This window comes from Thioalkalivibrio sp. AKL9 (genome assembly GCF_000377825.1).
In the GTDB taxonomy this organism is placed as follows: Bacteria; Pseudomonadota; Gammaproteobacteria; order Ectothiorhodospirales; family Ectothiorhodospiraceae; genus Thioalkalivibrio; species Thioalkalivibrio versutus.
In genome coordinates this window covers 45,706-61,543 of the sequence record NZ_KB905103.1, presented here as the reverse complement: position 1 = coordinate 61,543, position 15,838 = coordinate 45,706, and the positions used below count along the sequence as shown (strand labels likewise).

The 15,838-nt window shown below is 65.6% G+C and carries 16 protein-coding genes and 1 pseudogene; 13 read left to right on the top strand and 4 right to left on the bottom strand.

The window, feature by feature from the left end; all coding sequences use genetic code 11:
- Positions 1-283: 283 nt before the first annotated feature.
- The 4 genes from D573_RS14735 to D573_RS0100295 form a co-directional block, all read right to left on the bottom strand.
- A complete protein-coding gene (locus D573_RS14735) occupies positions 284-490 on the bottom strand; it encodes a hypothetical protein (protein ID WP_038068192.1) in 207 nt (68 codons plus the stop codon).
- Positions 491-899: 409 nt separating this feature from the next.
- Positions 900-2,246 carry a DNA repair protein RadA gene (radA, locus tag D573_RS0100305; protein WP_018937252.1) on the bottom strand — a complete coding sequence of 449 codons (1,347 nt, stop codon included), beginning with the start codon at positions 2,244-2,246 and terminating at the stop codon, positions 900-902.
- Positions 2,246-3,532 carry an HlyC/CorC family transporter gene (locus D573_RS0100300; RefSeq protein WP_018145312.1) on the bottom strand — a complete coding sequence of 429 codons (1,287 nt, stop codon included), beginning with the start codon at positions 3,530-3,532 and terminating at the stop codon, positions 2,246-2,248. Before D573_RS0100300 ends, radA begins: the two co-directional genes overlap by 1 nt.
- A 100-nt stretch (positions 3,533-3,632) precedes the next feature.
- Positions 3,633-4,433: an inner membrane protein YpjD gene (locus D573_RS0100295; protein WP_018937251.1), complete on the bottom strand. Its 801-nt coding sequence runs from the start codon at positions 4,431-4,433 to the stop codon at positions 3,633-3,635.
- A gap of 199 nt (positions 4,434-4,632) precedes the next feature.
- Between D573_RS0100295 and ffh the strand changes: the two genes are divergently transcribed.
- The 13 genes and pseudogenes from ffh to D573_RS14730 all read left to right on the top strand — a co-directional run.
- Positions 4,633-6,021, top strand: a complete 1,389-nt coding sequence (gene ffh / locus D573_RS0100290) for a signal recognition particle protein (RefSeq protein WP_018145314.1) — start codon at positions 4,633-4,635, stop codon at positions 6,019-6,021.
- Between the two features lie 135 nt (positions 6,022-6,156).
- On the top strand, positions 6,157-6,420 hold the full coding sequence (rpsP, locus tag D573_RS0100285; RefSeq protein WP_018145315.1) for a 30S ribosomal protein S16: 264 nt from the start codon (positions 6,157-6,159) through the stop codon (positions 6,418-6,420).
- 37 nt (positions 6,421-6,457) lie between these two features.
- The gene (rimM, locus tag D573_RS0100280) at positions 6,458-6,967 is read left to right on the top strand and encodes a ribosome maturation factor RimM (protein WP_018937250.1); all 510 of its coding nucleotides are present in this window, start codon (positions 6,458-6,460) and stop codon (positions 6,965-6,967) included.
- Between the two features lie 10 nt (positions 6,968-6,977).
- Positions 6,978-7,745: a tRNA (guanosine(37)-N1)-methyltransferase TrmD gene (gene trmD, locus D573_RS0100275; protein WP_018937249.1), complete on the top strand. Its 768-nt coding sequence runs from the start codon at positions 6,978-6,980 to the stop codon at positions 7,743-7,745.
- A gap of 9 nt (positions 7,746-7,754) precedes the next feature.
- Entirely contained in the window at positions 7,755-8,111 is a 357-nt protein-coding gene (rplS, locus tag D573_RS0100270) for a 50S ribosomal protein L19 (RefSeq protein ID WP_018937248.1), read from the top strand.
- A gap of 23 nt (positions 8,112-8,134) precedes the next feature.
- On the top strand, positions 8,135-8,701 hold the full coding sequence (locus tag D573_RS0100265; RefSeq protein WP_018937247.1) for a methylated-DNA--[protein]-cysteine S-methyltransferase: 567 nt from the start codon (positions 8,135-8,137) through the stop codon (positions 8,699-8,701).
- Between the two features lie 441 nt (positions 8,702-9,142).
- Entirely contained in the window at positions 9,143-9,952 is an 810-nt protein-coding gene (gene soxA / locus D573_RS0100260; protein WP_018939154.1) for a sulfur oxidation c-type cytochrome SoxA, read from the top strand.
- Between the two features lie 28 nt (positions 9,953-9,980).
- The gene (gene soxX, locus D573_RS0100255) at positions 9,981-10,673 is read left to right on the top strand and encodes a sulfur oxidation c-type cytochrome SoxX (protein WP_018937245.1); all 693 of its coding nucleotides are present in this window, start codon (positions 9,981-9,983) and stop codon (positions 10,671-10,673) included.
- Positions 10,674-10,913: 240 nt separating this feature from the next.
- The gene (gene soxX, locus D573_RS0100250) at positions 10,914-11,600 is read left to right on the top strand and encodes a sulfur oxidation c-type cytochrome SoxX (RefSeq protein ID WP_026287874.1); all 687 of its coding nucleotides are present in this window, start codon (positions 10,914-10,916) and stop codon (positions 11,598-11,600) included.
- A gap of 90 nt (positions 11,601-11,690) precedes the next feature.
- Positions 11,691-12,599 carry a 23S rRNA (adenine(2030)-N(6))-methyltransferase RlmJ gene (locus D573_RS0100245; protein WP_018937243.1) on the top strand — a complete coding sequence of 303 codons (909 nt, stop codon included), beginning with the start codon at positions 11,691-11,693 and terminating at the stop codon, positions 12,597-12,599.
- On the top strand, positions 12,596-14,506 hold the full coding sequence (htpG, locus tag D573_RS0100240) for a molecular chaperone HtpG (protein WP_018175866.1): 1,911 nt from the start codon (positions 12,596-12,598) through the stop codon (positions 14,504-14,506). Before D573_RS0100245 ends, htpG begins: the two co-directional genes overlap by 4 nt.
- A gap of 109 nt (positions 14,507-14,615) precedes the next feature.
- Complete coding sequence (locus D573_RS0100235; RefSeq protein ID WP_018169167.1) at positions 14,616-15,098, top strand: peptidylprolyl isomerase; 483 nt, start codon at positions 14,616-14,618, stop codon at positions 15,096-15,098.
- Between the two features lie 384 nt (positions 15,099-15,482).
- Positions 15,483-15,838, top strand: a pseudogene (locus D573_RS14730) (energy transducer TonB); the annotation flags it as partial.

Below are 15,838 nucleotides of genomic sequence, written 5' to 3'. Positions count from 1 at the left end.
GCCTCCGTGTTGCCGGCGAACAGGCTGACCGTGGCCCGAAATCCGGTGTTTACATGCCTTCGCCCAGCCGCCTGCCCTGTTGTGGCTAGGCCGGGTTCGTCATCTGGTGTTTACGGTGCGTTCGTCTGGCCGCCTGCCACGCGCTCTCTCGCGAGCGCACCGCGAGGTCCTTTCTTGCTTGTCCAAGAAAGGACCCAAAGAAGGACACCCGGATTCCGCCCGGGAACCTTGCTCCAGGGCCCTCGGGCCGGCGGCGCTGAACTCGCTGCGCCTGCGGCTCCGCTCAGACATCCAGCGCCTTCTCCCGGCCCGAGAACCCTTCTGCAAGGGGCTCCATACGGGAGGCGAAGGTCAAAACCGACCGCATCCCGACGCTTCCGCCTAACCATAGGCATCGCCGCTCGAAAGCCCCCGGCGCCGGCCGCGCGGGCGCGGCACGCAACGGCCAAAGGCCGAGCGTGCCGAAGATGTCCGAAGACCTAGCCATCATCCACTGGCAACAACGTCGGGAAAGCTGTTGTTTTGACCTACCTCCCCGTTGTCGTCGCGCCGAGTGGAGAGGCTTTTCGCGGGAGAAAAGGCGCTGGATGTGTGTGGGGCGGGCGGCGTAGCGAGTTCAGCGCCGCCCGCGAAAAGCCTCGGAGCGAGGGAAACCCCGGCCCGCGCAGCGGGCTGGGGTCGCGGCAGTCGGGCGTGTTTCTTGGGTACTTCTTTGCACGAGCAAAGAAGTACCTCGCGGTGCGCTCGCGAGAGAGCGCCTGGCAGGCGGTGGACCGGAGCCACCGTAAACACCGGACGATGAACCATGGCCAGCCACAACAAGGCAGGCGGCCGGTCGAAAGTACGTAAACACCGAGCGATGAACCTGGCCCGACCTGGGCGCGCGGCAGGAGACGACGCTACAGGGCGTCGAGGACTTCGGAGAGGCGCGCGACGGGAATGACTTCCATCCCCTTGATCGGCTTGCGCGGGGCGTTGGCGGCCGGCGCGATGGCGCGGGTGTAGCCATGCTTGGCCGCTTCGCGCAGGCGTTCCTCGCCGTTCGGGACCGGGCGGATCTCGCCGGCCAGGCCGACCTCGCCGAACGCCAGCAGCTCCTGCGGCAGGGCGCGATCACGGAAGCTGGAGAGCGCGGCCGCCAGCATCGGCAGGTCGGCGGCAGTCTCGGTTACGCGCACGCCGCCTACCACGTTGATGAAGACGTCCTGGTCGAACAGGGCCACGCCGCCGTGGCGATGCAGTACGGCCAGGAGCATGGTCAGGCGGTTCTGCTCCAGCCCGACGGTGATCCGCCGCGGCTGCGAGGCATGGCTCTCGGCGACCAGCGCCTGCACCTCGACCAGCAACGGGCGCGTGCCCTCGCGGGTAACCATGACGACGCTGCCGGGCACCGGCCCCTGGTGACGTGACAGGAAGATCGCGGACGGGTTGGAGACGGCCTTCAAGCCGTTCTCCAGCATGGCGAACACGCCCAGCTCATTCACCGCGCCGAAGCGGTTCTTCACCGCGCGCAGCATGCGATAGCGCCCGTCCGGGTCGCCCTCGAAATAGAGCACCGTATCGACCATGTGTTCCAGCACGCGTGGCCCGGCGAGCTGGCCGTCCTTGGTCACGTGCCCGACCAGGATCACGGTGATGCCGCGCTGCTTGGCCATGCGCACCAGGGCCGCGGCGCTTTCGCGCACCTGGCCGACCGAGCCGGGGGCGGACTGCAGCGCAGCGGTGTAGAGCGTCTGGATGGAGTCGATTACCAGTACGCGCGGGCGCTCGCGTTCGCAGGTGGCGATCACGTTCTCGACCTGGGTCTCGGTCAGCAGGCGCAGCCCGTCGACCTCCAGGCCCAGGCGCCGGGCGCGCATGCCGATCTGCTGGGCCGATTCCTCGCCGGTCACGTAGAGCGTGTCGCCGATGGGCAGCATGTCCAGGGTCTGCAGCAGCAGGGTGGACTTGCCGATGCCCGGGTCGCCGCCCAGCAGCACCACCGACCCGTGGACCAGGCCGCCCCCCAGGGCGCGATCCAGCTCCGACAACCCGGTGCTGGTGCGCGGTACCTCGGCCAGCTCGACCTCGCCCAGGCGGGTAATGCCGGCGACCGCGCCGGCGTACCCGCCGCGCGGGCCGGCGCTGGCCGCCGGAGCGGCCTCCTCCAGGGTGTTCCAGGCGCCGCAGTCGCCGCACTGGCCGGCCCACTTGGGGCTGATCGCGCCGCAGGACTGGCATACGTACTGGGTCTTGCTCTTTGCCATCAGGGGGCCTTCTGCGGTGGGGCTTCCGGCAGGTCGGGCGCGACCACGCGCACGGTGCGGATGGTGTTGTTCTTGATCTGGGCGATGTCCATCACCACGCCGTTGATTTTCACGCTCACGGGCGCTTCGGGGATGCTCTCCAGGTGTTCGACGATCAGGCCGCTGAGGGTCTTCGGGCCGTCCTGTGGCAGGTCCAGGCCCAGGGCCCGGTTCAGTTCACGCAGATGAATGCCGCCGTCGACCATGACCGAGCCGTCGTCCTGACGCAGGAGGTCGTCGCTCATCGCCGGGGAGTCGGTGGTGAACTCGCCGACGATCTCCTCCAGCAGGTCCTCCAGCGTGATCAGCCCCTCGATATCACCGTACTCGTCCACCACCAGGCCGATCCGCTTCTTCTGTTGCTGGAAGTTGATCAGCTGGCGGTTGAGCGCCGTACCTTCGGGAATGAAGTAGGGCGGGGTCAGGACCTGACGCAGGTCGTCGGGGCCGAACGCGTCACGTTCGACCAGTGGCAGGACGTCGCGGCGATGGACGAAGCCGACGATGTGGTCCAGCTCGCCCTCCACCACCGGCAGGCGGGTGAAGCTGCCGTGGATCAGTTGGTCCTCGACCTCGTTCCAGGGTTCGTTCAGGTCGATCACCACAATCTCGTTGCGCGGGATCATGATGTCCTCGACCGTGGTGCGCTCCAGATCCAGCAGGTTCAGCAGCATGCGCTGGTGGTTGGCCGGGATCAGCGCGCCGGCCTCGGAGACCACGCTGCGGAGTTCATCGGTGTTCAGTGCGGCGCGCTGGTCGGCATTCATATGGACGCCGAACAGGCGCAGCACGCCGTTCGCCATCAGGTTGATCATCCAGACCACCGGCCACATCACCTTGATCAGTCCAGAGTAGACCCAGGCGGCGGGGTAGGCCACGCGTTCGCTGTGCAGCGCGGCGAGGGTCTTCGGTGCGGTCTCGGCGAAGATCAGCAGGGTCAGGGTCAGCACGCCGGTGGCGATGGCCACGCCGGTATCGCCGAACAGGCGCCACCCGATGAAGGTGGCGATCTGCGCGATCATGATGTTGACGAAATTATTGCCCAGCAGGATCAGTCCGATCAGTCGATCCGGTTTCTCCAGCAGCCGCGCGGCGCGCTGGGCGCCGCGATGGCCGGTCTGCGCGCGGTGGCGCATGCGATAGCGGTTCAACGCCATCAACGCCGTCTCCGAGCCGGAGAAGAACGCCGACAGCAGGAACAGCACCACCAGGGCGCCGAACAGGACGTACAGCGGGATCTCTTGCAAGGGTGCGGCCTGCGGTCAGGGGTGGGCGGACGGGCGGGGCTGCATGCTCGGGATCATTTCAGGCAAGGCCCGCGGGGGTGTCAAGCCGTGGTTACCGCGTTCAGATGCGTCCGAGGATGACTTCCAGTACCAGCTTGGAGCCGAAATAGGCCAGCACCAGCACGACAAAGCCGCCGGTGGTCCAGGCCAGCGCGCGGGTGCCGCGCCAGCCAAGACGCCAGCGGCCAATCAGCAGGGTGGAGAAGATCAGCCAGGCCAGGATCGACAGTGTGGTCTTGTGGACCAGGTGCTGGGCAAACAGGTTGTCCACGAACAGGAACCCGGACAGCAGGCTGAGCCCGAGGAACAGCCAGCCGATGAAGATCATCCGGAACAGCCACACCTCCATCGAGAACAACGGCGGCAGGGCACGCACGAAGCCCGAGGCGTGATGGTTGTGCAGGGCCCGGTGCTGGGCGGCCATCACCGCCGCCTGTGCGGTGGACAGCGCGAGGAACGCCCAGCCCAGTGCCGAGAACAGGATGTGCAGATCGATCCCGGCCGAGGTGGTATAGCGCGTATCGCCGTCACACAGCAGAGCGGTGAGGGCGGCCAGCGCGGTCAGCGGCAGGATCACGACCCCGAGGATGGCCAGGGGGTGGCGCCAGCTCGTGAGCCACAGCAGTGCGGCCACCAGCCACAGCGAGGCCGACAGCGCATTGCCCAGGCACAGGTTGAGTCCCGTATCGGTCAGCACCATCGGCAGCAGAGCGCCCAGGTGGGCGAGCAGCGCGAGCCCCCACAGGGCCAGGGGCGCCCGCGGCTGGCCCTGTGTCAGCGGCTGCCGGCGGGCGGTGACAACCAGGTAGCCCGCGGTGACGAGATACAGCGCGACGGCGAGGAGTCCGATGGCAATGATCATGACGCCGGATTATCGCCGCTCCGCGGGCGGATTGCACATCGTGACGGCTGTTCCGGCGCCAGTTCGGGTGCCCCGCTGTGATCTCTCGACCCGTTGCCCGGCGGTGGGCCTGCATCCCGGAGCGCGAGAGCGGTATACTGTGCGGCCCCGTGGTCGGTGGATGTGCGCCGACCACCGCTGATTCAGACGAGGACGCGTGATGTTCGACGGCCTTTCCAGCCGCCTGCAGGAGACCATGAAGCGCCTGAAGGGTCAGGCGCGGCTCACGGAGGATAATGTCCAGGAGGCCATGCGCGAGGTGCGCATGGCGCTGCTGGAGGCCGACGTGGCCCTGCCGGTGGTGCGCGAGTTCATCAAGGACGTCAAGGAAAAGGCGCTGGGCAAGGAGGTCATCGGCAGCCTGACCCCCGGCCAGGCCCTGATCAAGGTCGTCCATGACGAACTGATCGCGACCATGGGTGGCGAGAATGCCACGCTGAACCTGGCGCAGCAGCCGCCCGCCGTGGTGCTGGTGGCCGGCCTCCAGGGTGCCGGCAAGACCACGAGCATCGGCAAGCTCGCGCGCCTGTTGCGCGAGCGCGAGAAGAAAAAGGTCGCAGTGGTCAGCTGTGACGTCTATCGCCCGGCGGCAATCCAGCAGTTGGAGACCCTGGCCGGCCAGGTCGAAGTCACGTTCTATCCCAGTGACACCAGCCAGAAGCCCGAGGCGATCGCCAGGGATGCGGTCGCCCGCGCCCGCCGCGAGGGCATCGAGGTCCTGCTGGTGGATACCGCGGGCCGCCTGCATGTCGACGAGGACATGATGGCCGAGGTCCAGGCCCTGCATCAGGCGATCGACCCGATCGAGACCCTGTTCGTGGTCGATTCCATGACCGGGCAGGATGCGGCGAACACCGCACGCGCCTTCGGCGAGGCGCTGCCGCTGACCGGCGTGGTGCTGACCAAGGCGGACGGCGATGCCCGTGGGGGTGCGGCCCTCTCGGTGCGCCAGATCACCGGCGTGCCGATCAAGTTCATTGGCATGGGCGAACGCCCGGATGCCCTGGAGCCGTTCCACCCCGAGCGCATCGCCTCGCGCATCCTCGGCAAGGGCGACGTGCTGTCGCTGGTCGAGGAGGCCAGTCGCCAGGTCGACCAGGATCAGGCCGAGAAGCTGACCCGCAAGTTGAAGAAGGGGCGCGGCTTCGACCTGAACGACCTGCGTGATCAGCTGGGCCAGATGCAGAAGATGGGCGGCATGAGCTCCATGCTCGAGAAGCTCCCCGGCGGTGGCAAGCTGCCGGATGCGGTGAAGAATCAGGCCAACGACAAGGAGATCGGTCGCATGATGGCGGTAATCTCGTCGATGACCGAGCGCGAGCGCCGTCACCCGGAGGTGATCAAGGGCTCGCGCAAGCGCCGTATTGCCGCCGGTTCCGGCACCCAGATTCAGGATGTGAATCGTCTGCTCAAGCAACACACCCAAATGAGCAAGGCGATGAAGAAATTCTCCAAGGGCGGTGCATCGAAGATGATGCGGGCCCTGGGGAGCAAGATGGGGGGCATGGGGGGCATGGGTGGCCCCGGCGGCGGGATGCCGTTTCGCTAGCAGAAACTACCTAAAGCACGTGCGAGCGGCGGCCTGGCGCACAAGGGAGACCTGAGCTCTCCCTTGTGTTGTCGGTCGAATTCGTTATAATCGCGCGTTTTCTCGAGAAAACGGACTCACGGGGTTCAACACTACATGGTTACGATTCGCCTGCTACGCCGCGGCGCCAAGAAGCGCCCATTTTATTCGATCGTGGTTACCGATTCCCGCGCTCGTCGCGATAGCGGCTACAAGGAGCAGATCGGTTTCTTCAACCCGGTGGCCCGCGGTCAGGAAGAACCGCTGCGCATCGATCTGGAGCGCGTGGACCACTGGCTGGGTCACGGCGCCGGCATGTCCGAGCGTGTGAATCACCTGGTCAAGGGTTACCGCAAGCAGCAGCAGTCCGCGGCGGCCTGAGGGCGCCCGGCCGTTGTACTGACGCTTGGCTGCGGTCATGAGTGAGGCGGATGAGCGTATCCGCGTCGGGCGTGTGTCCGGGGTCTATGGCGTCAAGGGTTGGGTGCGGGTCTTTTCCGAGACCGCGCCGCGCGCCGCGATTACCGAATTCCCGCAGCTGTGGATGCAGCACGGGAGTGATTGGCGCCTGGTTGAAGTCGAGGGCGGCCGCGGCCATGGCCAGGGCGTCGTGATGAAGTTTCACGACGCCGCGGATCGCGATGGGGCGCACCGGTTGATTGGTGCCGAACTCGCGATCGAGCGCGCCTGGTTGCCACCGGCCGAGGATGGCGCCTACTACTGGGCCGATCTTCTGGGCATGGCGGTCGAGAACAACGACGGCGCGGTGTTGGGAACCATCTCGGGTTTTATCGAGACCGGTGCCAACGACGTGCTGGTAGTCCAGGGGGATCGGGAACGCCTGATCCCCTGGGTTCGCGACCAGTACGTGCTGGACGTGGATCTGGAGGCCCGCCGCGTGCGGGTCGACTGGGACCCGGAATTCTGAAGCGGCGCGGATGCGTTTCGACGTCATCTCGCTGTTTCCGGAGCTGGTCGCAGCGGTTGGCGAATCCGGAGTGACCGGGCGGGCCGTGGAGCGCGGTCAGCTGGAACTGAGATACTGGAATCCGCGCGCCTGGGGCGCCGGTGTTCACCAGGCAGTGGACGACCGGCCATATGGCGGGGGTCCCGGCATGGTGATGCAATACGCGCCGCTGGCGTCCGCGCTGAATGCGGCGCGGGCGGATGCCGAAGCCACGCCGTACGTGATCGCACTGACCCCGCAGGGGCAGCCGATCCGGCAGGCGATGCTGCGTGAACTGGCCGGGCGGCCGCGGGTCGCCTTGGTCTGCGGGCGCTACGAGGGTATCGACGAGCGCTTTATCGAGGCGCAGGTCGACGCGGAGTGGTCGCTGGGCGACTTCGTGCTCTCGGGCGGCGAACTTGCGGCGATGGCGGTGATCGATGGCTGTGCCCGCCTGCTACCGGGGGTTCTGGGGCACGCGGATTCGGCCGAGCAGGACTCGTTCAGTGCGGGGGTTTTGGATTGCCCGCACTACACGCGCCCGGAGACGGTCGCCGGACGTACCGTGCCGCCGGTCCTGAAGGGGGGCGATCATGGCGCGATCCGGCGCTGGCGCCGCCGCGAGGCACTGGGCAGGACCTGGACCCGGCGGCCGGACCTGCTGGCCCGGCTGGAACTCGGGGCCGAAGATGCGGCCCTGTTGGACGAATACCGTGCGAGTGGCCATACCGGCGGCTCGCGCACCGAAAGCGATGATTGAGGTCGAGCAATGAATAACGTCATTCAGGAACTGGAAGCCGAGCAGATGAAGTCGGATGTGCCCGCCTTCGGGCCCGGCGATACCTTGGTGGTGCAGGTCAAGGTCCGCGAAGGTGACCGCGAGCGTCTGCAGGCCTTCGAGGGCGCGGTGATCGCCGTGCGCAATCGCGGCCTCAACTCCGCCTTCACCCTGCGCAAGGTCTCCTACGGCAACGGTGTGGAGCGAACCTTCCAGACCCACAGCCCGCAGATCGCCGAGATCAAGGTGAAGCGCCGCGGCAAGGTGCGTCGCGCCAAGCTGTACTACCTGCGCGACCGGACCGGCAAGGCCGCCCGTATCAAGGAAGACGTCAAGGCCGCGAAATAACGCGACCGGACGGGGCACGGCGCATGGCCGGGCCCCTGTCACGCCTGGCATTTCGCTATTCGATGTCGGCAGGTCCGATGACCCGCAGCCAGCGCTGCTTCCTCCCCGGAGTCGCGCTGGCTTTTGTGTGGCTGGAATCTGCCGATGGCGAAATCCTGGCCTGCGACTGGCAGGATCCGGACGATCCTCAGGACCTGGCTCCGTTAGTGGATATCCCGAGCGCGGATCTCCAGGCGCCGCGCTTTGACCCGGAACAATACGGCCGTGATGCCACGGCCTGGCGCCCGACGTCGGCCGTACCGCCCGGCAGCGCCCATGCGCGTCGGGTGTGGGCCGCCTTGTCGGAGATCCCGGTAGGCGAGGTGCGCACCTACTCCGAGATCGCGACCCGCGTGGGTTCGGCGCCCCGTGCGGTGGGGCAGGCCTGTCGTGCCAACCCCTGGCCCTTGTTTATCCCCTGCCACCGCGTGGTGTCCTCGCGTTTTCGTACCTCCAGCGATGTCGGCGGTTACGCCGGCGATCAGGTTGGCGAGCTGGCCCAGGTGAAACGCCTGCTGCTGGTCCATGAGGGTGTTCTGGGTCGCGATTGACCCTCGGGCGGTTTGTTCGCAGCTCTCCGCTCCCTCCCCGTACTCGCACCTGCGTTGGGTGCTTTTCTCTTTCTAGCCCGCTATTCCGTGGAGGCTGCTTAGCCCGCCGTGCTCGGGCTGGCCATGGTTCTCGGATATTCGCACGCGACATCAGGGGTTTGTCGCTCAGGGCGCGCCTGAACTGCGCCCGAAAAAAATCTGGAAAGGGGGGAATAATAAAGGGAAAACCATCGTCTGCCCCTCGGTGTTGATCCCCAAGAACCGTTGCAAAACAGCCTTTTAGCAAACGCTAATATAGTCTTTTGTGTTGACAGCACGGACTCGGGTTCAGCACTCTGCTACACAGGTCCGGGCCAGATCAGTCCCGGGCTCAATCGAAAAAAAACCCGTGTGATGGAGGTTTCCATGTTCAAGAAAGCATTGCTTGCGTTGCCCGTAGCAATGGCTGTTGGGGCTGCGGCTCAGGCCGGCGAATGGCAAGACCCCAATGATGTCCTGCAGAACCTGCTGCAGAACAACCCCGATTCCGCCTACCTGCATCAGAGTGAAATGAACATCATGATGATGCCGGACAACCCGGCCCTGTGGCTGGTCGAGGAAGGCGAGGACCTGTTCTACGCCCAGCGCGGCCCGAACAACGTCTCCCTGGAAGGCTGCGACTTCGGCAAGGGGCCGGGCGAGCTGGACGGCGCCTATGTCGAGCTGCCGCGCTACTTCGAAGACACCGGCAAGGTGATGGACTTCGAAATGCGCCTGGTGCACTGCATGAAGGAGCTGCAGGGCTTTACCAGCGATGATGCCGCCGTTGGCCAGCGCCACGGCAGCGGCTCCGACATCATGAAGCTGACCACCTACATTGCCCACCAGTCCTCCGGTATGGCGTGGAATCCGCCGCTGGATCACCCGGAAGAGCAGGCCATGCGCGATGCGGGCGAAAAGCTGTTCTTCCGCCGCGGTGGCGCGATGGACTTCAACTGCGCCAGCTGCCATGGCGATTCCGGCAAGCAGATCCGTGCCTCCGTGCTGCCCGAGATGCGCAATGGGCAGGAATGGACCAAGGCTGTTTCCTGGCCCGCCCACCGCGCCGGTCACGACAACGTGCGTAGCCAGAACCACCGTATCCGTGGTTGCGTGTGGCAGATGCGCCACGCTGGTATCAAGCACGATACCCCGGTCAACACCGCCCTGATCTCGTTCTGGAACGATGCGGCGCGTGGCGAACCGGCCATCCTGCCCGACCTGAAGCGGTAATCTACGGACGCAATAGGAGACACCAAGTATGTTTAAAAAGAATGCTGTTGCGGCCGGCATGGCCGCGTTCGCATCCGTCGCCCTCGCCGCTGGTTGCGCCGTTGCCGATGGAAGCAAGGGTTCGGATGTCGACATCACCGCGATGAGCGCTGACGAGCTGGCCGAGCATCTCATCTTCGAAACGGACAGCTTCCGTGACCAGGAGATGCAGGAAGGCGGTTCCTGGCGTGATCGCATGACCCAGGACGAGCTGCAGAAGGCCTGCTCCATGGAAGGCGATCCGGATGGCGAAACCGCCGGCCGCGTCGTGGCCATGGCGCGTGCCGGCTACGAGCGTCCGGAAGGTGGCGTGGAGCTGGGTGACTGGCGCAAGGGTGCCGAACTGGCGAACTCCGGTTATGGCTACCGCCAGGGTCACAACACGGACAACCACAGTCAGCGTGAGGCGGGCGGCAACTGCTACAACTGCCACGTGTTCGACCCGCGGGTTTCCGAGCAGGGGAACATCGGCCCGAGCCTGCAGAACTACGGTGCCAACCGTGGTACCAGCGAAGCGGTGCTGAATTACGTGCACGAGGTGATTTCCAATCCTCACCAGTATTTCCCGTGCACCCACATGCCGCGGTTCAACTCCGACCGTCACCAGCTCCTGAGCGACGAGCAGATCAGCCATCTCATGGCTTACCTGCTGGATCCGGAGTCGCCGGTCAACAACCAGTAAGCCACACGCTGGTTCGAGGGCGGCCTCCCGGGGCTGCCCTTTTTTGAACCACCGTGGGATGGCCCGCGGTGGTTTTTCCTGACGGACCCGAGCATGGGTCTATTTATTTTGCGGCCATGGGCCGTTGATCCGGGACCTGTTCTCCATCGGGCCTGGAGGCAACCGGGCCTACGCCTGGAAGACGCCGGCACGATGATCGGCCAGAAGCGGCAATAGCCGACGCAAGAGGAGACATCAGGGATGCTTAGGAACAAGACAGTTGGGGCGGGCTTGGCCGTTCTGGCGTCCACGGTGCTGATCGCGGGTTGCGATGGCTGGATGGGCGAGACCAGTGGCGAAGTCGACATTACGGCGATGAGCGCCGATGAATTGGCAGATTACCTCGTGCTGGAAACGGACAGTTATCGTTTCGAGCAGGAGGCACAGGAAGGTGGGTCGGCCCGTGATCGCATGGTGCAGGATGGCATTCAGGCCGCCTGTTCGATCGAGGGCGATCCGAATTCCGGGACCGCGGGCGAGGTGATCGCCATGGCCCGCGAAAGCTACGAGGTGCCGCCGGGTGGTCCGCGCCTGGGCAACTGGCGCCGTGGCGCCGAGTTGGCGCGCTCCGGGTATGGCTACCGTATCGGTCATCGAAACGATGACCATGGTACCCGCGAGGCAGGCGGTAACTGCTACGCCTGCCATCAGATGGATCCGGCCGAGGAGCTTTACGGCACCCTGGGCCCGAGCCTGGCCGGGTATGGGGCCACCCGCGGTAATGACAGTTCGGTGGTGAATTACGTGCACCAGGTGGTGTCCAACCCCCACCAGTACTTCCCGTGCACCCAGATGCCGCGGTTCGGACGCAACAATTTCCTCAGCGAGGAACAGATTGCGCACGTCATGGCGTATCTTCTGGATCCGGACTCGCCGGTCAACCAGTAAGCCGTTCACACGGTCGAGGGCGGTCCTTCCGGGCTGCCCTTCTTGAGCCACCGCGGGTACCCTCGCGGTGGCTTTTTGTTTGAGGGACGCATGCTCAGCTACCAACATGACTACCACGCCGGCAATTTTGCCGACGTCCACAAGCACCTGGTCCTTTGGCAGGTTCTGGAATCGCTGCGCGGGCGCGAGAAACCCTTCGTGGCCGTGGACCTGCACGCCGGCGCCGGGGGCTACGACCTGACCAGCGCGCGGGCACGCAAGACCGACGAGGCCACCTCCGGTATCGCACGTCTGTGGTCTGCGGATCCGGTCTGGCCATCCGCGGGCCGCACGTTCCTGCAGACGCTGCGGGGGATGCAGCCGAAGCCCCCGCGCCTTACCGAATATCCGGGGTCCCCGTTGCTGATTCAGGCGCGGTTGCGCGAACGCGATCGCCTGATCGCGTGCGAACTCCATCCGGAGGCCTATGATCGGCTGCAGACGCGCCTCGCCGGCGATTCACGCTGCCATGTGCACAAGCGTGACGCGCGCGAGGCCGCGCGAGCGCTGTTTCCGCCGGAGCCACGCCGCGGTCTGGTCCTGCTGGACCCGTCCTACGAGCGCAAGTCGGAGTACCGCGAGGTGGCGGAGATGGTGACCACCATCCGTCGGCGCTGGAACACCGGGATCATCCTGGTCTGGTACCCCATTCTCGCAGGCCGGCCGGATCACCCGATGCGCGAACAGTTACGCGCCGAGCTGGACGATCCCTGGCTGGTCAGCGAGTTGCGTATCGCCGCCGACCCGGAGCGCCACCTCGGGTTGGCGGGCTCCGGGATGCTGGTGCTGCGTCCGCCGTGGCAGCTGGAGGAGCAGCTTCCGGAGCTGCTCGCGCCGGTCTGGGCACTGCTGGATCCGGAAGGAGCGGGCGGACTTTACCAGGCCGCGGTCCTTGAAAACGGGACAGGCGACCCTACCTTACGACGTGTCGAGAACAATCAAGGGACACGCACGCCATGACCGAAACCCAGACCGAACCCAGCACCGAGACTCGCCGTTTCGAGACCGAGGTCAGCCAGCTTCTGCAGCTGATGATCCACTCGCTTTATTCCAATCGCGAGATCTTCCTGCGTGAGTTGATCTCCAACGGCGCCGATGCCTGTGACAAGCTGCGTTTCGAGGCCCTGGCCCAGCCGGACGCGATCCCGCAGCCGGCGGAGCTGGTGATTGACGTCGAGGTGGATGCGGAGGCGCGGACCGTTACGGTGCGCGACAACGGCATCGGCATGTCGCGGGACGAGGTGGTCGAACATATCGGCACCATCGCACGCTCGGGTACCAAGGCGTTTCTCGAGAAGCTGACTGGCGACCAGAAAAAGGATTCCCAGCTGATTGGTCAGTTCGGCGTGGGTTTCTACTCGTCGTTCATCGTCGCCGACCACGTGCGCCTGGAGACGCGCCGCGCCGGCAGCGAACAGGATGCGGGTACCCGCTGGGAGTCGCGTGGCGATGGTGAATACACCATTACCCCATGCGAGCGCACCGAGGCCGGGACCGAGATCACCCTGACGCTGAAGGAAGACGCCGGCGAGTTTCTCGAGCCCGTGCGTCTGCGCCACATCATCGGGCGCTACTCGGACCATGTGGCGTTCCCGATCCGCATGCGCAAGCAGGACGAGGAGGGCAACCCTACCGACGACTGGGAGACCGTGAACCGTGCCAGCGCGCTGTGGACTCGCTCGAAGAGCGAGATCAGCGACGAGGAATACCGGGAGTTCTACAAGCACGTCGCGCACGACTTCGAGGATCCGGCCGCCTGGACCCACAATCACGTGGAGGGCCGGCAGGAATACACCACGCTGTTCTACATCCCGAAGCGCGCGCCGTTCGACCTTTGGGATCGCGATGCCCGCCACGGGGTGAAGCTCTACGTGAAGCGGGTGTTCATCATGGACGACGCGGACAAGCTGCTGCCCAACTACCTGCGCTTCGTGCGCGGGGTGGTGGACTCGGCGGACCTGCCGCTGAACGTCTCGCGCGAGATCCTGCAGGACAACCGCCTGGTGGACTCGATCCGCTCCGGTTCGGTGAAGAAGATCCTGGGGCTGCTGGAAAGCATCGCCAAAAACGAGCCCGAGGCGTACGCCGAGATCTGGCAGAACTTCGGGCGGGTGCTGAAGGAGGGCCCGGGCGAGGATTTCGCCAACCAGGAGGCGATCGCCAAGTTGCTGCGCTTTGCCAGCACCCATAACAGCGACGACACCCAGAACGTCGCGCTGGCGGATTACCTCGGGCGCATGAAGGAGGGCCAGGAGGCGATCTACCTGATCACTGCCGACAATGCCTCCGCAGCGCGGAATAGCCCGCACCTGGAGATCTTCCGCAAGCACGGGATCGAGGTCCTGTTGCTGTCGGACCGGGTCGACGAGTGGCTGCTGTCCCACCTGCGCGAGTTCGACGGCAAGCCCATCAAGAATGTCGCCAAGGGTGACCTGGACCTCGACAAGATCATCGGCGAGGACGTCGAGCAGAAGGACGAGACCGGCGAACAAGCCGCGGAGGGCGACCTGGGCGATCTGCCGGAACGTCTGCAGCAGGCCCTGGGCGACCGCGTGGAGAGCGTGCGGCCCTCGCGGCGGTTGGTGGAGTCCCCGGCCTGTATCGTGCTTGGCGAGCACGAGATGGCGCTGTATCTGCAGGAACTGCTGAAACAGGCGGGCCAGGAGACCTTCTCCGGCAAGCCGGTGCTGGAGGTCAACCCGGGCCATCCGCTGGTCGCACGCCTCAAGGCCGCGGAAGGCGACGACTTCAACGACCTGGCCTCCTTGCTGTTCGAGCAGTCCCTGCTGGCCGAGGGCGGGCAGCTGGAGGACCCGAGCGGCTTCGTCGCCCGGTTGAACCGACTGCTGTTGCAGAAGGCCGCCTGACCCGGCGGACACCCCACCCGCCGGAAACCGCGTGTCCGGCGGGTGGACCTGACGTGGAGCGATATTCCGCGTTACCCTTAAAAGTTCATGTATTAAGAGGGCAAAGCCCATGCAAGTCGCGCAGAACGCCGTGGTGGCCATCCACTACACCCTGACCAACGATGCTGGCGAGAAGATCGACAGCTCCGAAGGCCGCGAGCCGCTGGCCTACCTGCACGGACAAGGCCAGATTGTCCCGGGCCTGGAAAAGGAGCTGGAGGGCAAGGCCGCCGGTGACAAGGTCCAGGCGAAGGTCTCCCCGGAAGAAGGCTATGGCGAGAAGATCGACGCCATGGTTCAGGAGATCCCGATGGAGGCCTTCCAGGGCGTTGAATCCGTCGAGCCGGGGATGCAGTTCCAGGCGCAGACCGAGAACGGCCCGCTGACGGTCACCGTGACCAAGGTCGAGGGCGACACCGCCACGGTCGATGGCAACCATCCGCTGGCCGGCGAGACCCTGAACTTCGACGTCGAGATTGTCGAAGTCCGCGAGGCCTCGGCCGAAGAGCTGGAGCACGGCCACGCCCACGGCGAGGGCGGTCACCAGCACTGATCGCGCCTGGCCGGCGATACCGCCGGCCTAGCCGCCTTTTTCGACCCGCCCCGGTGCCGCCGGGGCGGGTTTTATCGTTTTGGACCCGAGGAAAGTTGACCCGGGCTGCCGCGTATCGATCCGGAGCGAATGGTGCCATATGCGACTGGGAGTGCAAACCATTCGCATTAAGGGTAGGGTGCGCTCTGTTCGTGGGCAGTGACTTGGCAATCCGCCGGCTAGCCGCGATAGTCGGATTCTGGGAGATGCGTGACCCATACGCGCCGATGTGCGAGCGGGTTAGCTTCTCTTCGGTCAAGGCGTCTATACATTCGTGTCCTGCGGCGAGCTAGCTCATCCATGACCCACCGTTCTTCCATATCCCCTTCCGGCAGTCGTCGTGCGTTGGCGCTGGGCGTGGCCGTGAGCTTCGCGCTGCATGGCGGGATACTGGGCTCGCTATGGGTGATGCGTGATGCCGCACCGGAGTTGGCTGGCACCCGGGGCGGGGGCATGGAGGCACACTGGGTCGAACTGGACGCAGTGTTGCCTGACCCGACCGGGCAAGAAACGGCGGTCGTTGAACCCGACGCCGTGACCGAGACACTTGAGGAACCGGAACCGGAACCGGAACCGGAACCGGAACCGGAACCGGAACCGGAACCGGAACCGGAACCGGAACCGGAACCGGAACCAGAGCCGGAACCAGAGCCGGAACCAGAGCCGGAACCAGAGCCGGAACCAGAGCCGGAACCAGAGCC